This is a genomic window from Haloferax gibbonsii, assembly GCF_001190965.1.
Lineage (GTDB): Archaea > Halobacteriota > Halobacteria > Halobacteriales > Haloferacaceae > Haloferax > Haloferax gibbonsii.
Genome location: NZ_CP011948.1, coordinates 320,989 through 341,723 on the forward strand (window position 1 = coordinate 320,989; position 20,735 = coordinate 341,723).

13 protein-coding genes are annotated in these 20,735 nt (G+C 63.6%); 6 read left to right on the top strand and 7 right to left on the bottom strand.

Features of this window, described 5'->3' with window-relative positions:
- The first annotated feature begins 259 nt into the window (after positions 1-259).
- The 6 genes from ABY42_RS16350 to ABY42_RS16375 all read left to right on the top strand — a co-directional run bounded on the left by ABY42_RS16350 (position 260) and on the right by ABY42_RS16375 (position 12,134).
- The gene (locus tag ABY42_RS16350) at positions 260-3,292 is read left to right on the top strand and encodes a PGF-pre-PGF domain-containing protein (protein WP_050460146.1); all 3,033 of its coding nucleotides are present in this window, start codon (positions 260-262) and stop codon (positions 3,290-3,292) included.
- 324 nt (positions 3,293-3,616) lie between these two features.
- Positions 3,617-4,270 carry a ribonuclease HI family protein gene (locus tag ABY42_RS16355; RefSeq protein WP_050460223.1) on the top strand — a complete coding sequence of 218 codons (654 nt, stop codon included), beginning with the start codon at positions 3,617-3,619 and terminating at the stop codon, positions 4,268-4,270.
- Positions 4,271-4,425: 155 nt separating this feature from the next.
- On the top strand, positions 4,426-4,749 hold the full coding sequence (locus ABY42_RS16360; protein ID WP_050460147.1) for a hypothetical protein: 324 nt from the start codon (positions 4,426-4,428) through the stop codon (positions 4,747-4,749).
- Positions 4,750-5,064: 315 nt separating this feature from the next.
- A complete protein-coding gene (locus tag ABY42_RS16365; RefSeq protein WP_050460148.1) occupies positions 5,065-6,633 on the top strand; it encodes a glycoside hydrolase family 43 protein in 1,569 nt (522 codons plus the stop codon).
- Between the two features lie 803 nt (positions 6,634-7,436).
- Positions 7,437-10,607, top strand: coding sequence for a right-handed parallel beta-helix repeat-containing protein (locus ABY42_RS16370; RefSeq protein ID WP_050460149.1), 3,171 nt, complete (start codon positions 7,437-7,439; stop codon positions 10,605-10,607).
- Positions 10,608-11,093: 486 nt separating this feature from the next.
- A complete protein-coding gene (locus tag ABY42_RS16375; RefSeq protein ID WP_004971875.1) occupies positions 11,094-12,134 on the top strand; it encodes an NAD(P)-dependent alcohol dehydrogenase in 1,041 nt (346 codons plus the stop codon).
- Here ABY42_RS16375 and ABY42_RS16380 read toward each other — a convergent pair.
- The 7 genes from ABY42_RS16380 to ABY42_RS16410 all read right to left on the bottom strand — a co-directional run bounded on the left by ABY42_RS16380 (position 12,129) and on the right by ABY42_RS16410 (position 20,624).
- A complete protein-coding gene (locus ABY42_RS16380) occupies positions 12,129-12,896 on the bottom strand; it encodes an SDR family NAD(P)-dependent oxidoreductase (protein WP_050460150.1) in 768 nt (255 codons plus the stop codon). The two genes, ABY42_RS16375 and ABY42_RS16380, sit on opposite strands and share 6 nt — an antisense overlap.
- Before the next feature lie 126 nt (positions 12,897-13,022).
- Complete coding sequence (locus tag ABY42_RS16385; protein WP_004971870.1) at positions 13,023-14,321, bottom strand: TRAP transporter large permease; 1,299 nt, start codon at positions 14,319-14,321, stop codon at positions 13,023-13,025.
- Positions 14,322-14,369: 48 nt separating this feature from the next.
- A complete protein-coding gene (locus ABY42_RS16390) occupies positions 14,370-14,921 on the bottom strand; it encodes a TRAP transporter small permease (RefSeq protein WP_004971867.1) in 552 nt (183 codons plus the stop codon).
- Between the two features lie 25 nt (positions 14,922-14,946).
- Positions 14,947-16,017 (bottom strand): TRAP transporter substrate-binding protein, encoded by a 1,071-nt coding sequence (locus ABY42_RS16395; protein WP_231608333.1) that lies wholly within the window; start codon positions 16,015-16,017, stop codon positions 14,947-14,949.
- A 169-nt stretch (positions 16,018-16,186) separates the two neighbouring features.
- A complete protein-coding gene (locus ABY42_RS16400; RefSeq protein ID WP_231608335.1) occupies positions 16,187-17,140 on the bottom strand; it encodes a mannonate dehydratase in 954 nt (317 codons plus the stop codon).
- Between the two features lie 196 nt (positions 17,141-17,336).
- Complete coding sequence (locus ABY42_RS16405; protein WP_008096797.1) at positions 17,337-18,110, bottom strand: IclR family transcriptional regulator; 774 nt, start codon at positions 18,108-18,110, stop codon at positions 17,337-17,339.
- Positions 18,111-18,680: 570 nt separating this feature from the next.
- Positions 18,681-20,624, bottom strand: coding sequence for an archaea-specific SMC-related protein (locus ABY42_RS16410; protein ID WP_050460152.1), 1,944 nt, complete (start codon positions 20,622-20,624; stop codon positions 18,681-18,683).
- Positions 20,625-20,735 lie beyond the last annotated feature (111 nt).

The following is a 20,735-nucleotide window of genomic DNA, read 5'->3' on the forward strand; positions in this document are numbered from 1 at the left end:
CAATTTCTGAATGGCGACATTTGATATACGACCTATCTTCTCCTGAGAGGCCCTAATTTGCATTACAGTTGTGACCGCCACACGGCTGCGACTACGGTTATGATTTCTTAAATGACATTTGTCTCATTCCGTGAAACACCGTCTCAGCCAATGACTATACTTGCGGTTGAATTCGTACTGAATATATGAATGAAACCGCGTTACCGACGGCCGTCGACCGCAGTCGGCGCAGCCGAGGGTTGGACGGAGTGAGTGCCTGATGGGCACGACGGGCAGCCGCCGCGTACTCGTGGTAATAACACTCCTCGTCGTTTCGTTGGGTGTCGGTGTCACCGTCTTTTCGGGGGCGGTAGCCGCCGATATGCCGGATGCCTCACAGTGTAGCGCTATTTCGTGGACGAATCAGACCATTTCGGGACAAACGTACTACGAGGTCGACAGTCTCGACAAACTCCAGTGTATCGAGGACAGGGGACTCGAAAACAACTACGTCCTGACCCGAGATATCAACGCGAGCGAGACGTCGACGTGGGACAGCAGCAATGGGTTCGACCCGATTGGCAACAAAAGCAATGAGTTCATGGGCACCTTCGACGGTGACAATCACACGATTTCGGGGCTGACTATCAACCGAGGTGGGGCGTACTCCGTTGGCCTGTTCAGCGAGGTCGGTCCGGGAGGAACGGTCAGGGCGGTTGGCCTCGAGGGCGGGTTCGTCACCGGTGCCAGAAGGGTCGGACAGCTCGCCGGGTTTAACAATGGGACGGTCGAGGGTTCCCACGCCACCGGTGAGGTCACCGGGCGGGAACGGGTTGGCGGCCTGGTCGGCCGGAACGACGGGACGATTCGTCGTTCCTACGCCAACGGGGACCGCAGTAGTGCAGACGACTGGGTCGGCGGGCTGGTCGGTTACAACCGGGGGACGGTTACTCGCTCCTTCGCGGCGAGAGCCGTCGTCGGAGAGGGGGGCGGCTTCGATGGCGCTTCTGTTGGTGGGCTCGTCGGCGTCACCACCGGAACGATAGCGGATTCCTACGCCACTGGCGCGGTTTCCGGAAGCTGGTACGTCGGTGGGGTGCTCGGGGCCTACCAGATGGCCTCCGGGGGGACGGTTCAGCGTTCGTACGCCACCGGGGCACTCAGTATCGGCGACGAGACGCAGGGTATCGGTGGCCTCGTCGGTGGCTCCGCTGTTAGTCCTGTTACCGTGGAACGGGCCTATTGGGACGTGGGAACGACGAACGAGTCGAGTGTGAACCATGGAAATGGCTGGGACCCGATAACCGTGACCGAAGTCGACGGCTTCGGAGCGACGGTCGATACCGCCCCCGCTCCCGAGATGCGGGGGGCGAGTGCGGAGACGAACATGACCGGCCTCGACTTCACCAACACGTGGGAGATGGTCGAACGCGAGGAGACGGACGCGGCGACGGACGGCTATCCGATACTGCGGGGCATCGACCGGACGGCGCAGCTTCGAGCGCAGGGTATCGCAAAGCCAGTCGTCGAGTCCATTACTCGGAACGACCCAGACGTTCAGGCAACCACCGCCGAACGCGTGAACCTCACCGTGACGTTCTCGGAGCCGGTCACCGGCGTCGACGCCGACGATTTCACGCTTGCAACCACTGGCACTGCGACAACAACCAACGGGGACGACGACATCTCGGTTACCGGTGCTGACAGCCGATACGTCGTCACCGTCGACACCGTCTCGGGCACGGGCGACCTCCGAGTCGACCTCGTCGACGACGACAGTATCACCGACGCGGACGGGAACGCGCTGGTCGAAGCCGGAGCAGCCGGGAGTCCTGACGGGAGCTATACGGACGGCGAGTCGTTCGCCGTCGACAACACGGGGCCGTCGTTCGCCTCCAGTGAGAACTGGACCGTCGCCGAAAACACCGTCATTGCAGCCGACGTGAACGCCACCGACGGAAACGGCAACGACACCGACATCATCTACTCGCTCGTCGGTGGAGTGGATCGGTCAGCGTTCAACACCAACGCCACCACCGGCACCCTCTCGTTCGACAGCGCACCGGACTTCGAGAACGCGACCGATGCCGACGGAGACAACGAGTACGTGGTCGACGTGCAGGCGGCTGATGAGTTCGGCATCAACACCACCGAGACGATCACCGTCACCGTGAGCGATGCTGCCGAACCCCGGCTCGCACCCGACAACGGCTCACAAACGACTCGCGAGGACACCGTGCTCTCGATCGCCGACGGCGAGAGTGCCGACCTCCTAGAACTAGGGACCGCCACCGACGCTGGCCACTCACTGACCGTGGTCAACGGCACGATGTTCAGCGACGGGAGAGTCCTCACGCTCGGCTCGGGGGCGAATCTCACCGTCTACGGGAACGGAAGCTGGACGTACGACCCGAACGGGCAGTTCGAGTCCCTCGATGATGGGGAGAACACGACGGACAACTTCACCTACACCGTTTCGGATGTCGACGGTGATACTGCACGTGGGACGATCACGGTAACGATCATCGGCGTCGACGAACCCGCCCGTCGCTCGGGGTCGTCTTCGTCGTCTTCGTCGTCCAGTGATGAGCCCGACGTTCGCGTAACCGTCGGCGACGGCGGGGCCGAGGGCACGTGGCGCGTCGACGTCTCGGACCCCTCGACCGACAAGCCGGTCGAGATTCTGCTCGGAGAGACCAGTCCTGACGATGCCGAACGCGACCTATCACTCACTGGTCTGCGGATGAACGTCGACGACAGCTCGGATTTCGAACTCGACATCACGACCGGCGACGCCGGAAGCGACGAAACCGAGCCGTCGTTCACCGCTGAAACGGGGTCGCAGTCGGTGGGGACGATCGCCGTCAACCACACAATTGCCGACGAGGATGTCGAAAACGTCACATTCACGGTTAGTCTCCGCAAGTCACGCCTCGCCGACTCGGACCTCGATCCCGACTCTGTCGCACTTTACCGCGACGAGACGACCCAGTGGAACCGGCTGCCGACCACTATCGTCGAGGAGACTGATGCACAGTATACGTTGGAAGCCACCTCGCCAGGACTGTCGACGTTCGTGATCGGAGCGGCTCCAGTTGTAAATACGACCGACACGACGGTCACAACTGACAAACCAACCACGACGACCGAACCGAACACCACGGACACGACGGTCACAACTGACGAGCCGGCCACGACGGCTGGTGACGCGCCTGGATTCGGCGTCGGGCTGACAGTAATCGCGATGTTGGTTAGCGCTTTCGGCGTCCGACGAGCTGGGTACCGGTCGAAAGAGGACTCCGATTCACCGTGAGACCGGCGATCTCGTTCACGAAGTGAGTGCCGCCAGACACGGTCACGACTTGCGTGGGTGTGGGTCGAACGCGTCCGTCTCGACCGGCGAGGTCCGAACCGGACGTGAGGCTTCGTCTTGAACTGGACAGTGCCGTCTGGTGAAGTGCCACCGCTGTTCTACCCGAGGAGGGTGTCGTACCGACGTCCCTCGCCAACCAACCTGAAGGAATTATCTCGTTCGACGACCGAGTGCTGCTATGCAGCTGTTCGACGGGCTGGTGAGTGCATCCAGGTGCGAAAGGGTGAGGGACCGGAGCGGAAGCCGGGGAGAGGTGTCGGCGACGTGACCGAGGAGTCGCTTCCCGCCGAACACCTCTCACCACTCGCCACGCTCGTCGACGAGGTCCTCGCGGGCGTCGGTTACGAGATGGCAGCCGCCACCGACGTCATCGACGGCGCCGTCCCCGGCTACGGCGGCCTGTTCGACCCCGCGACGACCCCGGGTGAGTTGCGGCGCGCGCTCGATGACCTGCTGTCGTCGGAACTCACTCACCCGTCAGTCCCCGCACCGACCGACGATTCGTTCATCCTGTACGTCGATGGCAGTTCGCGCGGCAACCCCGGTCCGGCGGGTGCGGGCGCGGTCATCATGGACGCAGAAGAGAACCAACTCGCACGGCTCGGCCGTCCCGTCGGGTCTCGGACGGGAAACAACACCGCCGAGTACGTCGCCCTCCAACTCGGGTTATCCGAACTGGTGTCTCGCTACGAGCCACACAGCCTCGAAGTCCGAATCGACTCGATGACAGTCATCCGCGATGTCTGGGGAGGTAACGAGCCGACAGAACCGGGCGTCGAGACGTACAGCGAGGCTATCGCCGCAGCGCTGTCGAGCGTCCCGAACCACCGGTACACGCATCTGGCTGACCGCGACCCGAACCCCGCCGATGCGCTGGCGACAGTCGGTGCCGACATCGCAGCCTTGGGGCCGGGATAGCTCGTCTCGTCGCGGGTGTCCCGAACTCCCGTCGGCGACGTGCCCACCCCGCTCGCGCGAGTCGCAACCCACCCGGTCACCATGTGCCACATCGTTTCGAACTGACGCCAGTGAGTGGTCGTGGCTTTTACCAGCATCGAGACATCACCTCCGGTATGGACCTTCAGATTACTGGACTGGAGGATCTCGAGGAACGAGTCGGGAACGCCCTCAACCGAATCGGCGAACTGCAAGCGGGTACTCGGGTCCAGTCGGACACCTTCTTCTCGCAACCGTTCATGCGCGACCACACCGAGTTCGACTCGTTTGCCGCGTTCTGCGATCAGAGCCCGTGGGCGTTCGACGACGTTGCCGACGCACGGGACGTCTCGCGTGCCCGACTCGACGAGTACGTCGCCGGCAGAACTGATTTCGAGACGTGGGAGGAGATGAAGACCCGGGCCGCCGAAGAAGAGATTATCGACCAAATCGTCTCCTGATTACGGAAGTCTGAGGAGATAGCCCCATGCTTTAGCGCGGGCATGAATCCGACAGGATGTTTTGCAGAACTAATACAGTATACGGACACCGAGCTCGGACGGTCGTGAGTGGCCTACGATGTGTTTCGGATGAATGAACGTCGCTCGCGGCGGGGTCGTCGACTGCAACTCGATTCGGTTCGTCTCACGCGGGACGCATCGGTCGTCGGCCACCCGATGCCCCCAGTGCCGAATGTCTGGTGAGAGCGCTCAACGCCGTGCAATCGAGGGACCTGAACACAACGTTTATTCATGCGTTACTTGTTGTCGGCTATCATGAAACACACCTCGGCAGTCTGGGACCCGAACCTCGACGACGGCCGGTATCGGAACCCGATCATTTACGCGGACTACTCCGACCCCGACGTGGTTCGCGTGGGTGATGACTTCTTCATGACAGCTTCGAGCTTCAACGCCGTCCCGGGGCTTCCGATACTCCACTCGCGCGACCTCGTGAACTGGCGACTCATCAACCACGCCATCGACGAGCTACCACCCGATTTCGACCGTCCGCAGCACGGGAACGGTGTCTGGGCACCCTCCATCAACTACCACGAGGGGACGTTCTACATCTTCTACGGTGACCCCGACCGCGGCGTCTACATGACCAAGACCGACGACCCCCGGGGTCGGTGGTCCGACCTGACGCTCGTGCACGAGGCCGAGGGGTGGATCGACACGGCACCGCTGTGGGACGACGACGGGAACGCGTATCTCGCCCACGCGTTCGCGAAGAGCCGTGCCGGATTCAACAGCGTGCTCAACGTCGCCCCGATGGCACCCGACGGGACACACATCACCGGCGAAAGCCGACAGGTGTTCGACGGCCACGACGACCACCCGACAATCGAGGGGCCGAAGCTGTACAAGCGAGACGGGAGTTATTACATCTTCGCGCCCGCCGGCGGCGTTAGCGACGGGTGGCAGACGGTCCTGCGTTCGGACGACATCTACGGCCCGTACGACGACCGAATCGTCCTCGCCCAGGGGGAGACACCGATTAACGGGCCGCATCAGGGAGCACTGGTGGGCTTGGACAGCGGCGAGGACTGGTTCGTCCACTTCCAAGAGGCCGACCCGTACGGCCGCATCGTCCACCTCCAGCCGGTCGCTTGGGCCGACGGGTGGCCCGTCACCGGTCGCGACGAGGACGGCGATGGGACCGGCGAGCCGGTCCGAACGCACGAAAAGCCCGACGTCGCCGCTGAGACGCTTCCGACGATGGTCCCGCAGACCTCCGACGACTTCGAAGCGGCCCGCTTAGGGCTCCAGTGGCAGTGGCACGGGAACCCGAAGTTCGGTTGGCACTCGCTTACTGACCGCCCCGACGCACTCCGTTTATTCCAACAGCGTGTCGATGCGTCTGAGAATCTGTGGTCCGTCCCGAGCCTCCTCCTCCAGAAGTTCCCCGCCCCGGCGTTCACGGCGACGACGGAAGTCCGGTGCGGTCTCCAAGAGGGAGCCGGACACGGGGGGCTTCTCGTCATGGGCTCCGAGTACGCCTACCTCAGTGTCCGCAAGACCACGGACGGGGTCAGTCTGATACAGGGTCGCAACACCAGCCCGTCGGAGGGTGACCCTGACACGGTCGTTGAACGAGTACCCCTCCGGGGCTCGTCCGCACGACTGCGGGCGACTGTCGAAGATGGGGGCCGCGTCCAGTTCGCGTACGCGACCGACGATACCGGCTTCGAGTCGATTGGAGAGCCGTTCCAAGCCCAGCAGGGACGCTGGATCGGTGCCAAAATCGGTCTGTTCGTCGCGCAGTCGAGCGAATCTGCGGTCGACGGTGGATACTGCGACTTCGAGTACTTCGAGGTCAGCGAGTCAGTGGCCCACGACTGAAGTCGTGGGCTTGCTGGCCTCCGAATTGCGCACAAGAGCTCTGCACTTGTGAACGCTGTATCTCCTCCCTACTCACGACCATCCGATCGGCGCTCGGTGAGGAAGGAACCTTCGCGCCTACTTTTAGCTAAGCGGTCTCCAAAGGGATTCCCTAAGTGGACACCCGGTCACGTAATGCTGGACCGCGAACGCCCTGACAGGCGCTCCCAGAATGCAGAGTGTTCTGATGTCTTGGAATCCATTGCTATGTTGGTTCAGACATCATATACGAAATATATACATTCTGAAAAATTTAGATGTATTCTGTGGTATGAGACACTTACGCTAAGACATCCCGGCCAGTTCTCTCACACTCACTTATATATCGTTGAGACGTACTCTGCGACAGAGTATAGATTTCGTATTTTCACTTCCTACGTTTATAATAGATATTTGAGGCGATGTGTAGCGCACTATCCTATACTATCACAATTCCTCGCCCAGTACTTCATTGCTTGCCATTCGATCTAACCCGCAAGCTGAGAACGTTCTTGTCTGCGTGCGCCCGTCACCAGTCACCTAGTACTGTTTGAGATCGACGTCTCACCGATGGCCTCGAAAATAGATTGTTATTCTTATACTTCGGAGGTGTTTTCAATATTGTATACTTATCTACCCAGCCAGTGATTCGCATCACGGTCGGCGTCTCGCCGTGTGAAAATTAAGTCGTGACGGCCGCCGGCTGACCGCCGTCGATTTCAGAGCCGAGTACCACTTCATTTATATCACGCGGAAGGCACTTACAACGTATCTCCGACCGACGCATGACGCTCTCTACTTCCTCCCATCTCACTCGGACTCGACAGGCGCTCGTCGTACTCGTCGTGGCGGCGCTTTTCGTCCCCCTCGTCGGCCCGGTCGCGGCCGTCGAAAACGAGACCAGCACGACGTTCGTGGAATCGGACATCGCCGCGGACACGACGTGGACGCCGGAGGATGGCCCCTACCGGATCATCCAGAGCGTCCACGTAGACCCCGGGACGACGCTGACGATACGACCCGGAACCGACGTTCAGCTCGCCGAGGGAATCACGCTCTCCGTCGACGGCTCGCTCGTCGTCGACGGCACAGCGGACCGACCGGTAACGGTTTCACGGTCCGCGGGTGCCGCGGCCGACCGCCGGTGGGCGAGCATCCGCTACAACGGGACGAGCGAGTCCCGGCTCGTCGTGCGCAATACGACCCTGCAGGGCGGGACGAGCGGCGTCACCGTGGCCCGCGCAGACGGTTCGATTACGATTACCGACTCGACGTTGCGAGACTTTTCGAACGCCGGGCTGTCAGTCGGCGACACCGCGTCGACGCCCCGGATTACCATCGAGCGGTCGACGTTCCAACGCATCGACGGGCACGCGGTTCGGGCGACGCCCCTGACGGGCGCGACCGGCGAGACCTCGATTACGGCGTCACCCGCGGAGCGCGATGAGCGGTCGAACCACACGCTGTCGCTCGATGCCGGCGTCGGCGTGACCTTCGACACGATAGAACTCCGGTACGCCGACGCCGGATCCGTCGACGACGTCGACGCGGAGAGCATCGCCCGCATCGGTCTCGACAGCAACCGAAACGGAACGATAGAGCGGTCGTTCGACTCGTTCGTCACGGACGTCTCGGCGCGGGACGGTCGCGTGCGAATCTCGCTGTCGAGGCCGGTCAACATTCCGAGCGACGGCCGACTCCTCGCGGAGTACGGCGACGTGGTCAACCCGGAGACGCGCGGAATCTACCCCGTTGCGGTCGACCTCCGGAACTCGGGGATTCCGCAACTCTCGGACGGCGTTCGGGGCTCGCTCGTCGTCGGAAACGTCACGTCGCCGGTCGACGAGCGCGCCGCGTCCACGACGCGCGTGCGACAACTCACCGTTCGCGAGTCGACGTTCCGCGATATCAACGGGAGCGGTGTCTTCGCCGCCGCCGACAGCGTCGACCGGCTCTGGGTGTTGAACAGCGATATCTCGGCGACTGCGGGGAGCGGAATTGCGGTTCGCGCGGCTCGGAGCGATTCGACGTTGTTGAACAACGAAATCACCGCGGATGACGCCGGCATCCAACTCGACGCTCGCGACGAGACGACGGCGAGCGTGGTCGGAAACGAGGTTCGCGGCGCTCAGACTGGCATCCGTATCCGCCAGTCGGGGACCCAACTCCCCCGGCCGGGTGCGGTTACCATCCGTGACAACACGCTCGCGGACAACGTCGGTCACGGCGTCGACCTCACCGCTCGCAGTCTCGAACTGAATCTGCAACTCACCGACAACGCGATTCGCGGTAACGGCGGGGACGCCGTCCACGTCAACAACTGGCTGACGAGGGGGAGCGACGTTCGCGGGAACCGCCTCGTCGAGAACGGCGGCGACGGCTTCGCCCTCGATGGGACCGTCGTGTCGGGTCTCACACTGGCGGACAACGCTGTCCGGGACAACGGAGGAGCGGGACTGGAGCTCCGGACGGGAGCGGCGGCACGCGAGGTCGCCGTCCGGAATAACACCGTCCGCGATAACGGGGGTCACGCCGTTTCGGTCCGCTCGGACCTGATTATTCACCGGACGAACGTCAGCGAGAACCGACTGGCGAACAACGCCGGCGCGGGGCTGCTCGTCGCCAGCCCGATAACGCACCGCGGCGAGCTTTCGGTCGCCAACAACACTATCGCCGCCAACTCCTACGGCGTCGTCGTCCGCGGGGTCGTCGAGACCGACGTCCGGGACAACGACATCGTGTTCAACACGAACGCCTTTGCGGACCCGGTTCCCGTTTCGAGGGTGACGCCGGGAACGGGGGTGTACGTCGCGGAGGGGGCGTCCGGTGCGATCATCAACCAGGCTGAGTCGACGGTTCCGCTGGAAGAACTCGTCGCCAATCCCGAGTTGACACAGCGGCTCACGGTCGCTCGGCTCTGGGACGACACGGTCGTCGTCCTACGGACGGACGGCGAGAGCGAGACGCGGAGCGCGGAAGCCAGCGCCCTGACGATTCGTCGCGTGAGCGGCGCGCTTCCGACCGGCATCGGGGTCCAAACGGCCGGCGAGGGAACCAGGACCCACCACGTCGTCAACAACAGTATCTACGGCCAAGACCGCGGTCTGACGGTCGATATCGAGCGGCTGATCAGCGCGAACGCGACCGCTCGAATCGTGGTGGACCCGATTCGCACCGTCGACGCCGAGTCCAACTACTGGGGCGCTGCCAGCGGTCCGTATCACTCGTCGATTCTCCCGTCCGGAGAGGGGAACCCCGTCGTCACCGAGCGCGGCTGGGTCGACTTCACGCCGTTCCGAACCGCGGCACCCGAGGAGTTGTACACTCGGCCGACTGCCCGAATCGACGCCCCGGCGACAGCGACCGCCGCGGACGACCTCCGACTGTCCGGGGCCGGCTCGACGAGCGACACCTCCCCAGTCGGTCGCTATCACTTCTTCGTGAACGGGACCGAGCGGGTGCAATCGACCCCCGAACTCAGCGTCACGATGAGCGAGCAGCCCCTCGACGTCGGGTTAGCCGTCGAGAGCCGACTCGGTATCGACAGCGACACCGTCACGGCGACGATTGGTGTCGCGGCGCCCGAAGCGACTCCATCGGTGACGACGGCGGCCTCGCCGAACACGGCGGGGGCGACGACCACGTCTCAGTCGCCGACGAACGATTCGACCGACGACGGGTTCCTCGGCGGACTGGCCTCGATGTGGGGGCTTCTCGGAAGCGGGCTCTACGTGGGTGCGCTGGGTCTCGGCGGCTACGGGATGGCGCTGACGCTTCAGCGTCGGTCGCCCCCGGTGAGCGGCCTTCGAATACAACTGTTGGCGGGCGCGGCCGTCCTCGTCTGGCTCGTCGGCGGCCTCGTCGGCACCGCTTCGCTGATCGGCGTCGGTCTCGCCGCGGGTGTCACGTGGGCCGGACTCACCGGCGTCGCGTACGTCTTGGCGATGCGAGGATGAACGCGGCCAACGCGCCCCACGACGACCGCAGCGGGGAGAGTCCCACCACGCCACGGCGTATCGTGACGTTCGGCCCCGCGGCAGCAGGCGTGTCACGCTGTGGTTCTGTCGCGTGTCCTACCTCAATCAGTGCAAAACCGGAATAGAAGCGGTCGTTTTAGTGTGTGAATTGAACAATTCTGTCGGCCGAACTCTCGATGTGTTGTTGTGGATAATAATATTCGAATGTAACCTGTGTCTATTTATGATTTCTAACCCCACAACTCGGAATATAATATGGGTAATGTAAATAACCCGGATATTTTAGATTATTCTGAGATCGTAGTAGTGCTCACATATGGAACTATGCTAAGATTAGTCTGAATCAGTCACCAATCCTCTAAGAGAGCGAACCCGCCGGCCGAGCGCGGTGAATACGTCCACGCTATCGCCCATCGTGACCCACACGGCAAAAGGAATATAACCGTAATTCTCTTCGGTACAAGCATGCGAACCTGCGAGCTCACAGCTGTTAGTGAATTCACACTTGTCGAGCGAGACCTCCCGACAATCGCCCCCGACGAAGTCCTGGTTCGAATCGACCGCGTCGGCATCTGCGGGTCCGACTTACACTACTACCAACACGGAGAAAACGGGGGCAACGTCGTCGAGTTCCCACACGTCCTCGGTCACGAGGCCGCCGGTACCGTCGTCGAGGTAGGCGACGAGGTCTCCCGCGTCGGTCCCGACGACCGCGTGGCAATCGAACCCGGTCTCCCGTGCGGAGAGTGCGAGTACTGCGCCGGCGACGACACCTACCACCTCTGTGAGGATATGGAGTACATGTCTTCGCCGCCGGTCGAGGGCGCGCTGACCGAGTACGTCGCGTGGCCCGCCGAGTACCTGTACGCGCTTCCGGACTCGGTGTCGCTCCGGGAGGGCGCGCTCGCGGAGCCCCTGAGCGTCGCGATGCACGCGTGTCAGCGCGGCGGCGTCTCCGACGGTGACACGGTGTTGGTCACCGGCGGCGGCCCCATCGGTCAGCTCGTCTCGGAAGTCGCGATGGCCCGCGGGGCCGAGACGGTCGTCCTGACCGACGTCGTCCCCGAAAAGCTCGAACTGGCCGAGTCCCGCGGCGTCGACTACGCGGTCGACGTGACGGAGTCCGACCCCGTCGAGACGATTCACGAACACGTCGACGAACGCGGCGTCGACGTGGTCCTCGAGAGCTCCGGCTTCGGCGGCGCCATCGAGACGACGACCGAGGCCGTCAAACGCGGCGGCACCGTCGTCTTCGTCGGCATCCCCCTCGAACCCGAGTTCCCCACCGACATCGTCGAGACCATCGGCCAAGAGTACGACCTGAAGGGGTCGTTCAGGTTCAGTAACACGTACCCGAAGGCCATCGAAGGAATCGAGACGGGCCGGTTCGACGTGGACAGTATCGTGACCTTCGAGTCGTCGTTCGAGGACACGCAGGCCGCCTTCGACCGCGCGGCCGAGCCCGAGGAAGTAAAAGGCGTAATCCGCGTCAGCGACGAGTTATAACGCGTTGTCGTTGTAGCCGCCGTCGACCGTGATGACCGCGCCTGTCGTGAACGACGCCGCGTCGCTGGCGAGGTAGACGGCCGCGCCCGCGATTTCGTCCGGCGTCGCGACGCGCTCCATCGGCGTTCCCTCGTCTATCTTCTCTCGCAGTTCGGTTCCCTCGTTGAAGCCGTCGCCCGCGAGCGGAGTCTTGACGAACCCCGGTTCGATGGCGTTGACGCGAACGTCGGGCGCGAGGTCGGCCGACGCGGCGCGCGTGAGTCCGTTCACGCCGCTCTTCGCGGCGCAGTAGGCCGGGCGCTCCTCGCGGGCCTGCCGTGCGGACATCGAGGAGATGTTCACGATACTTCCGGACTCCATCTCGCGGCCGAAGACGCGGCACGCCCGAAAGACGCCCGTCAGGTTCACGTCGATGTCTTGGTTCCACTGGTTGTCGCTCATCTCCGAGACGGACGCTCTCGCGACCGACCCCGCCGAGTTCACGAGGATGTCGATGTCGCCGATGGCGTCGCTGGCGACCTCGTAGAGGCTTTCTATCGACTCGTTGTCTCGAACGTCGCACGTCACTTCGGCCGTCTTCGCGCCGCGGTCGCGGAGCTCCTCGGCGGTCTCCTCGACGGCGTCCGCGCTGCGACTCGTCGCCACAACGTCGGCACCGTCGTCGGCGAAGGCGAGCGCGATGGCCCGACCGATGCCGCTCGTGCCGCCGATGACGACCGCAGCGCTATCCGATACGGTAACCGTGGGTGATGTCTCCACCATATCCGATTCCACCGACTACGGCATGCTAACTCTTGCGGTCGACAGACGAACTCACGAACCGAACCGCTTCCGTTCCGTCGTCTCCGCGCTGGCGGTGGCCGCTGTAAAAAGAAATTGGAGCGCCGCTCAGGCGAGCCCTATCGCGCGGGGCAGCCAGAGGACGAGCTCCGGGAAGACGATAATCGACAGGAGGGTCAACAGAAGCGGCAGGTAGAACGGGACCATGTGCCGAGTAATCCGTTCGAGCGAGACGCCGGTGACGGCGTTGAGCACGAACAGGATGACGCCGAACGGCGGCGTGAGCAGGCCGATCATCAGCGTGACGATCATCACGACGCCGAAGTGAATCGGGCTGATTGCGGTCTGCTCGACGATGGGGAGGAACACCGGCGTGAGGATGGTTATCGCCGCAATCGTCTCCAGCATCAGCCCGACGATGAACAGGACGCCCGCGATGAGCAACATGAGCACGAGCGGGTCCGTCGAGACGCCCGTGATGGCCTGTGCGAGAATCTCCGGGAGCTGTGCGCGCCGGATGAGAAAGCCGTACAGGGACGCCGCCGCGACGATGAACGTGAGCGTCGCGGTGTGGGTCATCCCCTCGTCGAACGACGCGACGAGTTCCTCACGGGAGAGGCCGTCGTAGAAGACGGTCCCGATGATGAGCGTGTAGAACAGCGCGACTGCGCCCGCCTCGGTCGCGGTGAACCAGCCGCCCAGAATCCCGCCGATGATGAGCGCCGGAGTGCCGAGCGCGGGCAGCGCCCGGTAACAGGTCCGGCCGATTTCGCCGAGCGACCACCAGTCGCCCTTCTCGTAGCCGTTCCGATGGGCGTAGAAACTACACAGCGCCATCAGTCCGACGCCCATCACCAGCCCCGGGACGAGTCCGGCGATGAACAGCGTGCCAATGGAGACCTGCGCGAGAATCCCGTAGATGATGAGCGGGACGCTCGGCGGGATAATCGGGCCGATGATGGACGACGACCCGGTGACGGCGACGCTGAATCCCTGGTCGTATCCTTCCTCGCGCATCGCGCGGTACTCGATGGCGCCGAGGCCCGCGGCGTCCGCCGCGGCGGTCCCCGTCATTCCGGAGAAGATGATACTGGCGACGATGTTGACGTGGGCGAGCCCGCCGCGAATCGGGCCGACGATGGCCTTCGCGAAGTCGAAGATGACGTCCGTCAGACCGAGCTTGTTCATCAACAGCCCCGTCTGGAGGAACAGCGGAATCGCCAACAGCACGAACGAGTTGGTCCCCGAGACCATCGTCTGGGCGACCAGAAGCGGCTCGAACGGAATCGACGTGGTCCACATGAGGATGAGACTCGTCAGCCCCAGCGCGTACACGACGGGAACCTCGAACAGGTACAGGACGAGGAGAACGCCGATGAACAGCCCGAGCAGAACGACATCGGCCATTATCGGGTCCCTCCCTGAAGCGGACGCGTCTCGGCGCGGAGGCGGTGCTCACTCTGCATTTTCGTCTTCTCCTTTGATGTCCTCGATGATCGTTTCTGGCGCGACGGCGACGAGCCACAGGTCGCGAAGCGCGTAGATACCGATACAGACACCGCCGACGACGGCGGGAACGTACAGCCACGCTTCGGTGAACGGCGGGTGCGACGGGAGCGCTCCCATCCCGAATCCCCGGTTCTGTAGGTACAGCGGGTACGCTCCCGAGACCATGACGCCGACGAACGCGAGGATGAGGAGCGTCCGAAGACCGGTCAGCACCCGGATGACGCCGTCGGAGAGCCGCGAGACGAGGAGGTCGAGCGAGATGTGCTGTCGCTTTCGACTGGCGACCGCCGCGCCGAAGAACGTGATGTACACGAGCAGCATCTGCGAGAGATTGACCGTCCACGGGAGACTCGACCCGAGTATCGAACCCAGGACCCAGCGGGTCAGAATCTGTAACCCGACGACGAGTATCATCAGCACGTAGAGTGCTAACGCGATGGATGTGACCAACCCGTCGAAAAGCCGGCCGAGTTTCGTTGCGAGATTTACTTCTTCCATGGGTTCTCTACGAGTAAGCGTCCGCTCAAATGTTTCGCACTTCTTCGAGCGACGGTTCCCAGTTCTCCTCGAACTGCGTTTGGAGCGGCTCTTTCGCCGCCTCTAACCACGCGTCTCGGTCGGGTTCGACCACGTTCATTCCCTGTTCTTTCAGCGCTTCGATGGCCTGCGACTCCGATTCAGCGATGCTGCTGCTGAGCTCTTGGATGCTCGACGTCAACGAGTCGACCATCGTCGTCTGGTCCTCGTCGGAGATGTCCGACAGCGCCTGGGTGCCGAGCGTGAACCACCCCGTCGACGCGAGGTGCTTGGTCAGCGTGTAGTAGTCCTGCACCTCGTACAGCGAGGACGACCGGACGGTCTCGGCGGGGTTCTCTTGGGCGTCGACGACGCCCTGCTGCAGCGCGCTGTAGAGTTCGTCGAAGGCGACGGTGGTCGGACTCGCGCCGATGCCGCTCCAGATGTTCACCCACGGAGTGAGGTCGGGCACCCGCAGGTTGGTTCCCTGAATGTCCTCGGGCGTCTCGAAGGCCTTGTTCCCGGACGTGTGTCGGTAGCCGCGGTACACCGGCTCGTTCACGAGCATCTGTTTACCCTGCTCGCGGAGACGCTGTCGACCGTCGTCGAAGAACTCCGTCTGGAAGGCGCGTCGCTGCTGTTCCCAGCCCTCGAAGACGAACGGCGACTCGACCCAGAAGTTCTTCGGGTCGTAGTCGATGACCCAGCGCGTCCCGATGATGGTCCCGTCGATGGAGCCGATTTGCGTCTGTTCCATGACCTCCTTTTCGCCACCGAAGGACTCCTCGATGGTGATCGCCACTCGCCCCTCGGTCTCCGCTTCGACGGAAGAGGCCCACTCCTTGGCCATCTCGTTGATGACGTGCCCGCTGGGGAAGACGCTCCCGATGATGAGCGACTGGCTCTGACCGCCGCCACCGCTCTCCGTCGTATCGGTGTCTGAGTCATCCGAACCGGTCGTGCCGTCGGTTCCGGAGCCGGAACCGCCGCCCATGCAGCCAGCCATCGATGCGATTGCCCCGGTGCCAGTGAGTAGCCCGAGCTGTTCCATGAAGCTCCGTCGGCTTTGTCTACGCATACCATTCACAACGATTCTACACTGGTACTTATATCTATCGCAATAATTCATTTTAATAATATATCATAGGATAGATGTCAACTGCTCTGGATAGTGCGACTCGCTACTCGCCGCAGTCGCCGGCAGTCACCGGTCGAGTCGAGGCGAGGCCGACGGTCGGGCTACGGCGTTACTGTCCGCGTTCGATGAGGCCCTTCATGTAGCCGATTGCGAACAGCCGGCCCATGTCGGTGTACCCCGCGTGGGCTTCCGCTCGGTCCTCCTCGCCGAGCATCTTGGGGACGTGGTCGGGGCGAATCGCCCCGTCGAAGCCGATGTCTTGGTACGCTTCCATCGCCGCCGCCATGTCGGTGGGCCCGTCGTCGTGCCACGTCTCCACGAACGACTCGGGCGTCCCTTCGACGTCGCGGAAGTGGACGAAGTGAATCCGCTCTCCGAGGCGTCGAATCGCCGACGGGACGTCTTCGCCCATCGCGGCGAAGTTCCCCTGGCAGAACGTGACGCCGTGGTTGGGGCTCTCGTGGAGTTCCAAGACGCGCTCGTACCGTTCGAGCGACGTGACGAGGCGGGGAACCCCCCGAAGCTCCTCGACCGGCGGGTCGTCCGGGTGGAGCGCCATCTTGACGCCCGCCTCCTCGGCAACCGGCACGACCTCGTCCAGGAAGTACTGGAGGTTGTCCCACAGTTCCTCCTCGGTGATGCCCGCCGCGGGGTGGTCCTCGGCGCGCTCCATCCACTCGTGGTCGTACCCGGTGACGAGCGAGTCACCGCGGTCCGGAATCGAATCGGAGGTTCTGAGGACGCCGACGGGGTTTTCGGTCCACACCCAACAGTACACGTCGATGCCGAGGCGTCCCATGTTCCGAAGCAGTCGTTTCACCGTCTCGATCTCCTCGTCTCGACCCTCCTGACCGAGGACCGTTCGCTCCATGGGCGGGCGGTCCTCGACGACGTCCAGTGAGAATCCGTGGTCTGCGAACCGATTTCGGGTTTCGAGTAACGTCTCGTACTCCCACCAGTCGTCGACGCCCCAGAACCGTACGACGGCGCTTTCGACGCCGAGTTGCTTGGCGAGGGTCCACCGTCTGTCCGGGGAGGGAGGCAGCATCACTGCTGGATTCATACACTCACATCCCAGACTCACTCCAAGTAAAAGCGTTTCGCACAGATGTCGGCGTCGTCGTCCGGTGAACCACCGAATCGTCCCCTAGAGCCACTCTACAGCCAGTTTCGAAACCATAACGTATCTTCGTGAGATTCCAATCCACTCATGGTGGACCGACTTCGTCCGAATCGATGAAACGACCGAAAGACGGCGCTCAGTCGTACGCGTACTTGACCTCGATGACGTTCTTCCGGTCTCTGAGCGCCGGGAACAGTTCGTCCACGATTCGGTCGTCGTTGAACCGCTCTTTCGGTCCGGAAAGCGACACCGCGCCGATGACCGACCCGTCGCTGACCAGCGGAACCGCGATGGACCGAATCCCGTCTCTCCGCTCTTCGTCTTCGAGCGCGTACCCCCGCTCCCGTATCGTCTCGAGTTCTTCGAGGAGCGCGTCCCGGTCGCTGATCGTGTGGTCGGTCTTCGTCGGGAGCCCGTACTCGTCGACGATTTCGGTCACCCGCTCGCCGGGGAGTTCCGCGAGAATCGCCTTTCCGAGCGCGGTCCAATGCATGTGGGTGAACTCGCCGATCGGCGCGTTGTCGTACACCGCCTTGTCGCCCTCGGCCTGGTAGACGATGACCCGCTGTCCGTTCTCCTCGACGCCGAGATTCGCCACCTCGCCGGTCGACTCCGCGAGGTCCTTGATTTCGGACCGCGACGCGCCGTACACGTCCAAGCGCCCCCGGGTGATGCTTCCGTCGCGGAGGAACCGAAGGCCGAGTCGGTACCCGTGTTCGTCCTTGACGACATACCCCGCCGCCTCGAGGGTTTTCAGGTGCACGTGCGCGGTACTGGTCGGCACCCCGAGCGCGTCCGCGACGTCGTTAATCCGCACCGTTCCTTGCTCTCGCAGAACGCCGATTACCCGGTACGAGCGCATGACCGCCTTCACGCGCTTGCCGCCGCCTTCGCTTTCGTTAGGTGCCATAGTTCGCCTTTCGGAGCGGGACAGATAAATTCTACTGATGGTGGAAACGTCCCACGGAGTCGGGAGCTACCGCGGCCGACGCCGTCGCACGCGGGTTTGCCCTCGCTTCCGTCGTACCGATACCGTGGGGTGGCTCTCTGGTGATTGACGAACGTTCATAATTAATCCGAATCGGTGGGAGATTCGCCACGAAAGATTCGATTCCCATTCAACTAGACACGTGTGCTCACGCGGCACACCGAGAACAGAGGCGCTCGTTCACGTCACTTGACTCTACTATTAGTAGAATCGCGGTCCGTCGCGAACAACCCGGCTCTGTCGACGATTCCGGTTTCGGACGGGTTCACCAGCACGAAACGAGCCGACGGGACACGCGAACTCCGCCGCTCGCGTCCCGGCCACACGTCCGTCTCTGCGACGTCACTTCGACTGGGTCCTGTCGTGCATAACAGGCCTACCCGTGTAACCCCGGGGTGGGTTCGGGCATCTCCTCGAACAATTCGGTTTCAGCGGTTGCGATTACAGAGCTACGTCTGTCACGAGTGGGTCGTTTCGGACCGCAACTCGGGGTCACGGAGCACGAAGTCGTCGGTACGAGTCCGGGAGGCCCCGCGCGTTCTCGCCGGACAGGCCGACGACGACGTAGTCGGCATCCCGACCGACGTAGGCGAGGAGCCTGCGAACGTGCTTGGCGTCGATGGCCTCGACCGAGTCGAGAACGAAGAACGGGACCTCGTCGGACACCTCGTGGACGAGGTAGCCGGCGACGGCGAACACGAGACCGATAAGCTCGCGCTCGGAGGTCGGGAGGTGGTCGATAACGTCCTCGTAGACGGTGCCATCGTCCGTCCGGCGCTCGATGTGCGGGACGAACCGCCCCGCGGGAGTCGCGCCCGCGTCATCGAGGGAATCTCCGTCGCTCCGTCGCTCGATCCAGAAACGGGCGAGGCGGTCGTATTCGAGGGCGTCGAGAACGTCCGCCATTCGGTCGTTGAACGCCGAGACGGCCGCGCGTTCGAGCCGTTCGATACGACCGCGAAGCTCGCCGATTCGGTCGTCGATTCCGTCCTGCCGCGCTTCGAGGTCCGCCCGCCGGTCGAGTTGGGCTTCGAGGGAATCGAGGTCGTCGACGACGGCGGCGCGCTCCTCGCGTCGCCGTTCCAACTCGAACTCGACCCGGTTGACCTCCCGGTGGGCGGCGAGGACCGCGGCGCGGTCGTCCGCCTCCGCGGTCCCGGCGTCGCGTCTCAGGTCGGCGATGCCCGATTCGAGGTCGTCGCGTCGGGCTTCGAGGTCCTCGACTCGCGCCCGGCGCTCGGCGCGCTCGCGGCGTAACTCCTCGCGCCGTGTTTCGAGGTCGCGTCGCCGTCGTCGCTGGTCTTCGAGTTCCGACCGGCGTTCTTGCAGTCGTTCGAGACGCTCGGTGAGTTCGGCGCGCTCCTCGCGACGGTCGTCGCGGAGCGTCCGGAGTTGGTCGAGCGTCGATTCGATGCTCGCTTCGGGGACCGAGGTCCCGCACGTCCAGCAGACGACCCGGTCGTCGTCGTCGGGCCCGCCGTCTTCGCCCGCGCTCGCGGCGACGGGCGATACCCCCGACGTGAGGAACTGCTCGTTGAACCGTAACGTTCGCTGAACGTCGGTGATGTCCGCGTCTAACCGTCGTTTTCTCTCGCGCGACTCGGAGAGCTCGTCGGTCAGGTCGTCGAGTTCGCCGGCGGGGTCGGTGGGGCACGACGCGAGTTCCGATTCGACTTCGTCGAGTTCGGCGTCGAGCGCGTCGAGCGACTCTCGCTCGGCTTCGAGTTCGAACTTGGCGTCGTCGAGCGCCGCGTTCAACTCCCGTAATCGGTCCGCTCGCGCCTCCGCGTCCGGCGCGTCGGTGTCGGTTTCCCTCCGCGCGTCAGCGTCGGGGTCGACCGCCGACGGCTCGATGCGAGCGAGCGCTTCTCGTCGGTCCGCCAACTCGGCTTCCAAGCGCTCGACGGCCGCGTCGAGTTCGTCGCGGCGCTCGCGGAGTCGCGGGCGCTCGGATTCGAGCGCGGACAGCTCCGCGATTCGGTCGTCTAACTCGGCGCGCTCGGCGCGGAGGTCGGCGATTTCCTCGCTGACGGCGTCGGTGTCGACCGAGTGCGTGACGAACTCCCGCAGGTCGCGGTCGCCGGTCACCGCCTGCCGGGCCTCGTTGGAGCCGAGCAGGAACGCGAACAGGTCCGCGGTCGTCGAGTCTTCGAGATACGGGTCGCCGGACGCGACGACGCGGTCTCCCTCCCTCACGAACGCCCGCGTGTACACCTCGCTCTCGACGGCGAGCTCGACCCGGCCGCCGTCAGCGCTCTCCTCAAACGGGGGTTCATCGCTTCCCAGCGCGGCCGCGAGACCCCACAGGAGCGGTGTTCGGTCGGCCGCGTTCCGTCCCGCGACGACGGAGACGCCGGGCTCGAACTCGACGGTCGCGTCGTCGAGACCGGCGATTCGCGCGACGGTCAGGCGGGCCGGTCCGTTCGTCGTGGCCATACGATGTTCGACACGGGGGTCCGTGAAAACAGTTGGTGACGCTTCCAAAACTCGTTCCAACGCTATCATTGGAACGTGTTTCTTGTCCCGAGCGCCACGAACTCGTTCCAC

Coding starts and splice junctions, on each gene's coding strand:
- ABY42_RS16350 (WP_050460146.1), top strand. CDS start 260: ATGGGCACGACGGGCAGCCGCCGCGTACTCGTGGTAATAACACTCCTC.
- ABY42_RS16360 (WP_050460147.1), top strand. CDS start 4,426: ATGGACCTTCAGATTACTGGACTGGAGGATCTCGAGGAACGAGTCGGG.
- ABY42_RS16365 (WP_050460148.1), top strand. CDS start 5,065: ATGAAACACACCTCGGCAGTCTGGGACCCGAACCTCGACGACGGCCGG.
- ABY42_RS16370 (WP_050460149.1), top strand. CDS start 7,437: ATGACGCTCTCTACTTCCTCCCATCTCACTCGGACTCGACAGGCGCTC.
- ABY42_RS16375 (WP_004971875.1), top strand. CDS start 11,094: ATGCGAACCTGCGAGCTCACAGCTGTTAGTGAATTCACACTTGTCGAG.
- ABY42_RS16380 (WP_050460150.1), bottom strand. CDS start 12,896: ATGGTGGAGACATCACCCACGGTTACCGTATCGGATAGCGCTGCGGTC.
- ABY42_RS16385 (WP_004971870.1), bottom strand. CDS start 14,321: ATGGCCGATGTCGTTCTGCTCGGGCTGTTCATCGGCGTTCTCCTCGTC.
- ABY42_RS16390 (WP_004971867.1), bottom strand. CDS start 14,921: ATGGAAGAAGTAAATCTCGCAACGAAACTCGGCCGGCTTTTCGACGGG.
- ABY42_RS16395 (WP_231608333.1), bottom strand. CDS start 16,017: ATGCGTAGACAAAGCCGACGGAGCTTCATGGAACAGCTCGGGCTACTC.
- ABY42_RS16400 (WP_231608335.1), bottom strand. CDS start 17,140: ATGAATCCAGCAGTGATGCTGCCTCCCTCCCCGGACAGACGGTGGACC.
- ABY42_RS16405 (WP_008096797.1), bottom strand. CDS start 18,110: ATGGCACCTAACGAAAGCGAAGGCGGCGGCAAGCGCGTGAAGGCGGTC.
- ABY42_RS16410 (WP_050460152.1), bottom strand. CDS start 20,624: ATGGCCACGACGAACGGACCGGCCCGCCTGACCGTCGCGCGAATCGCC.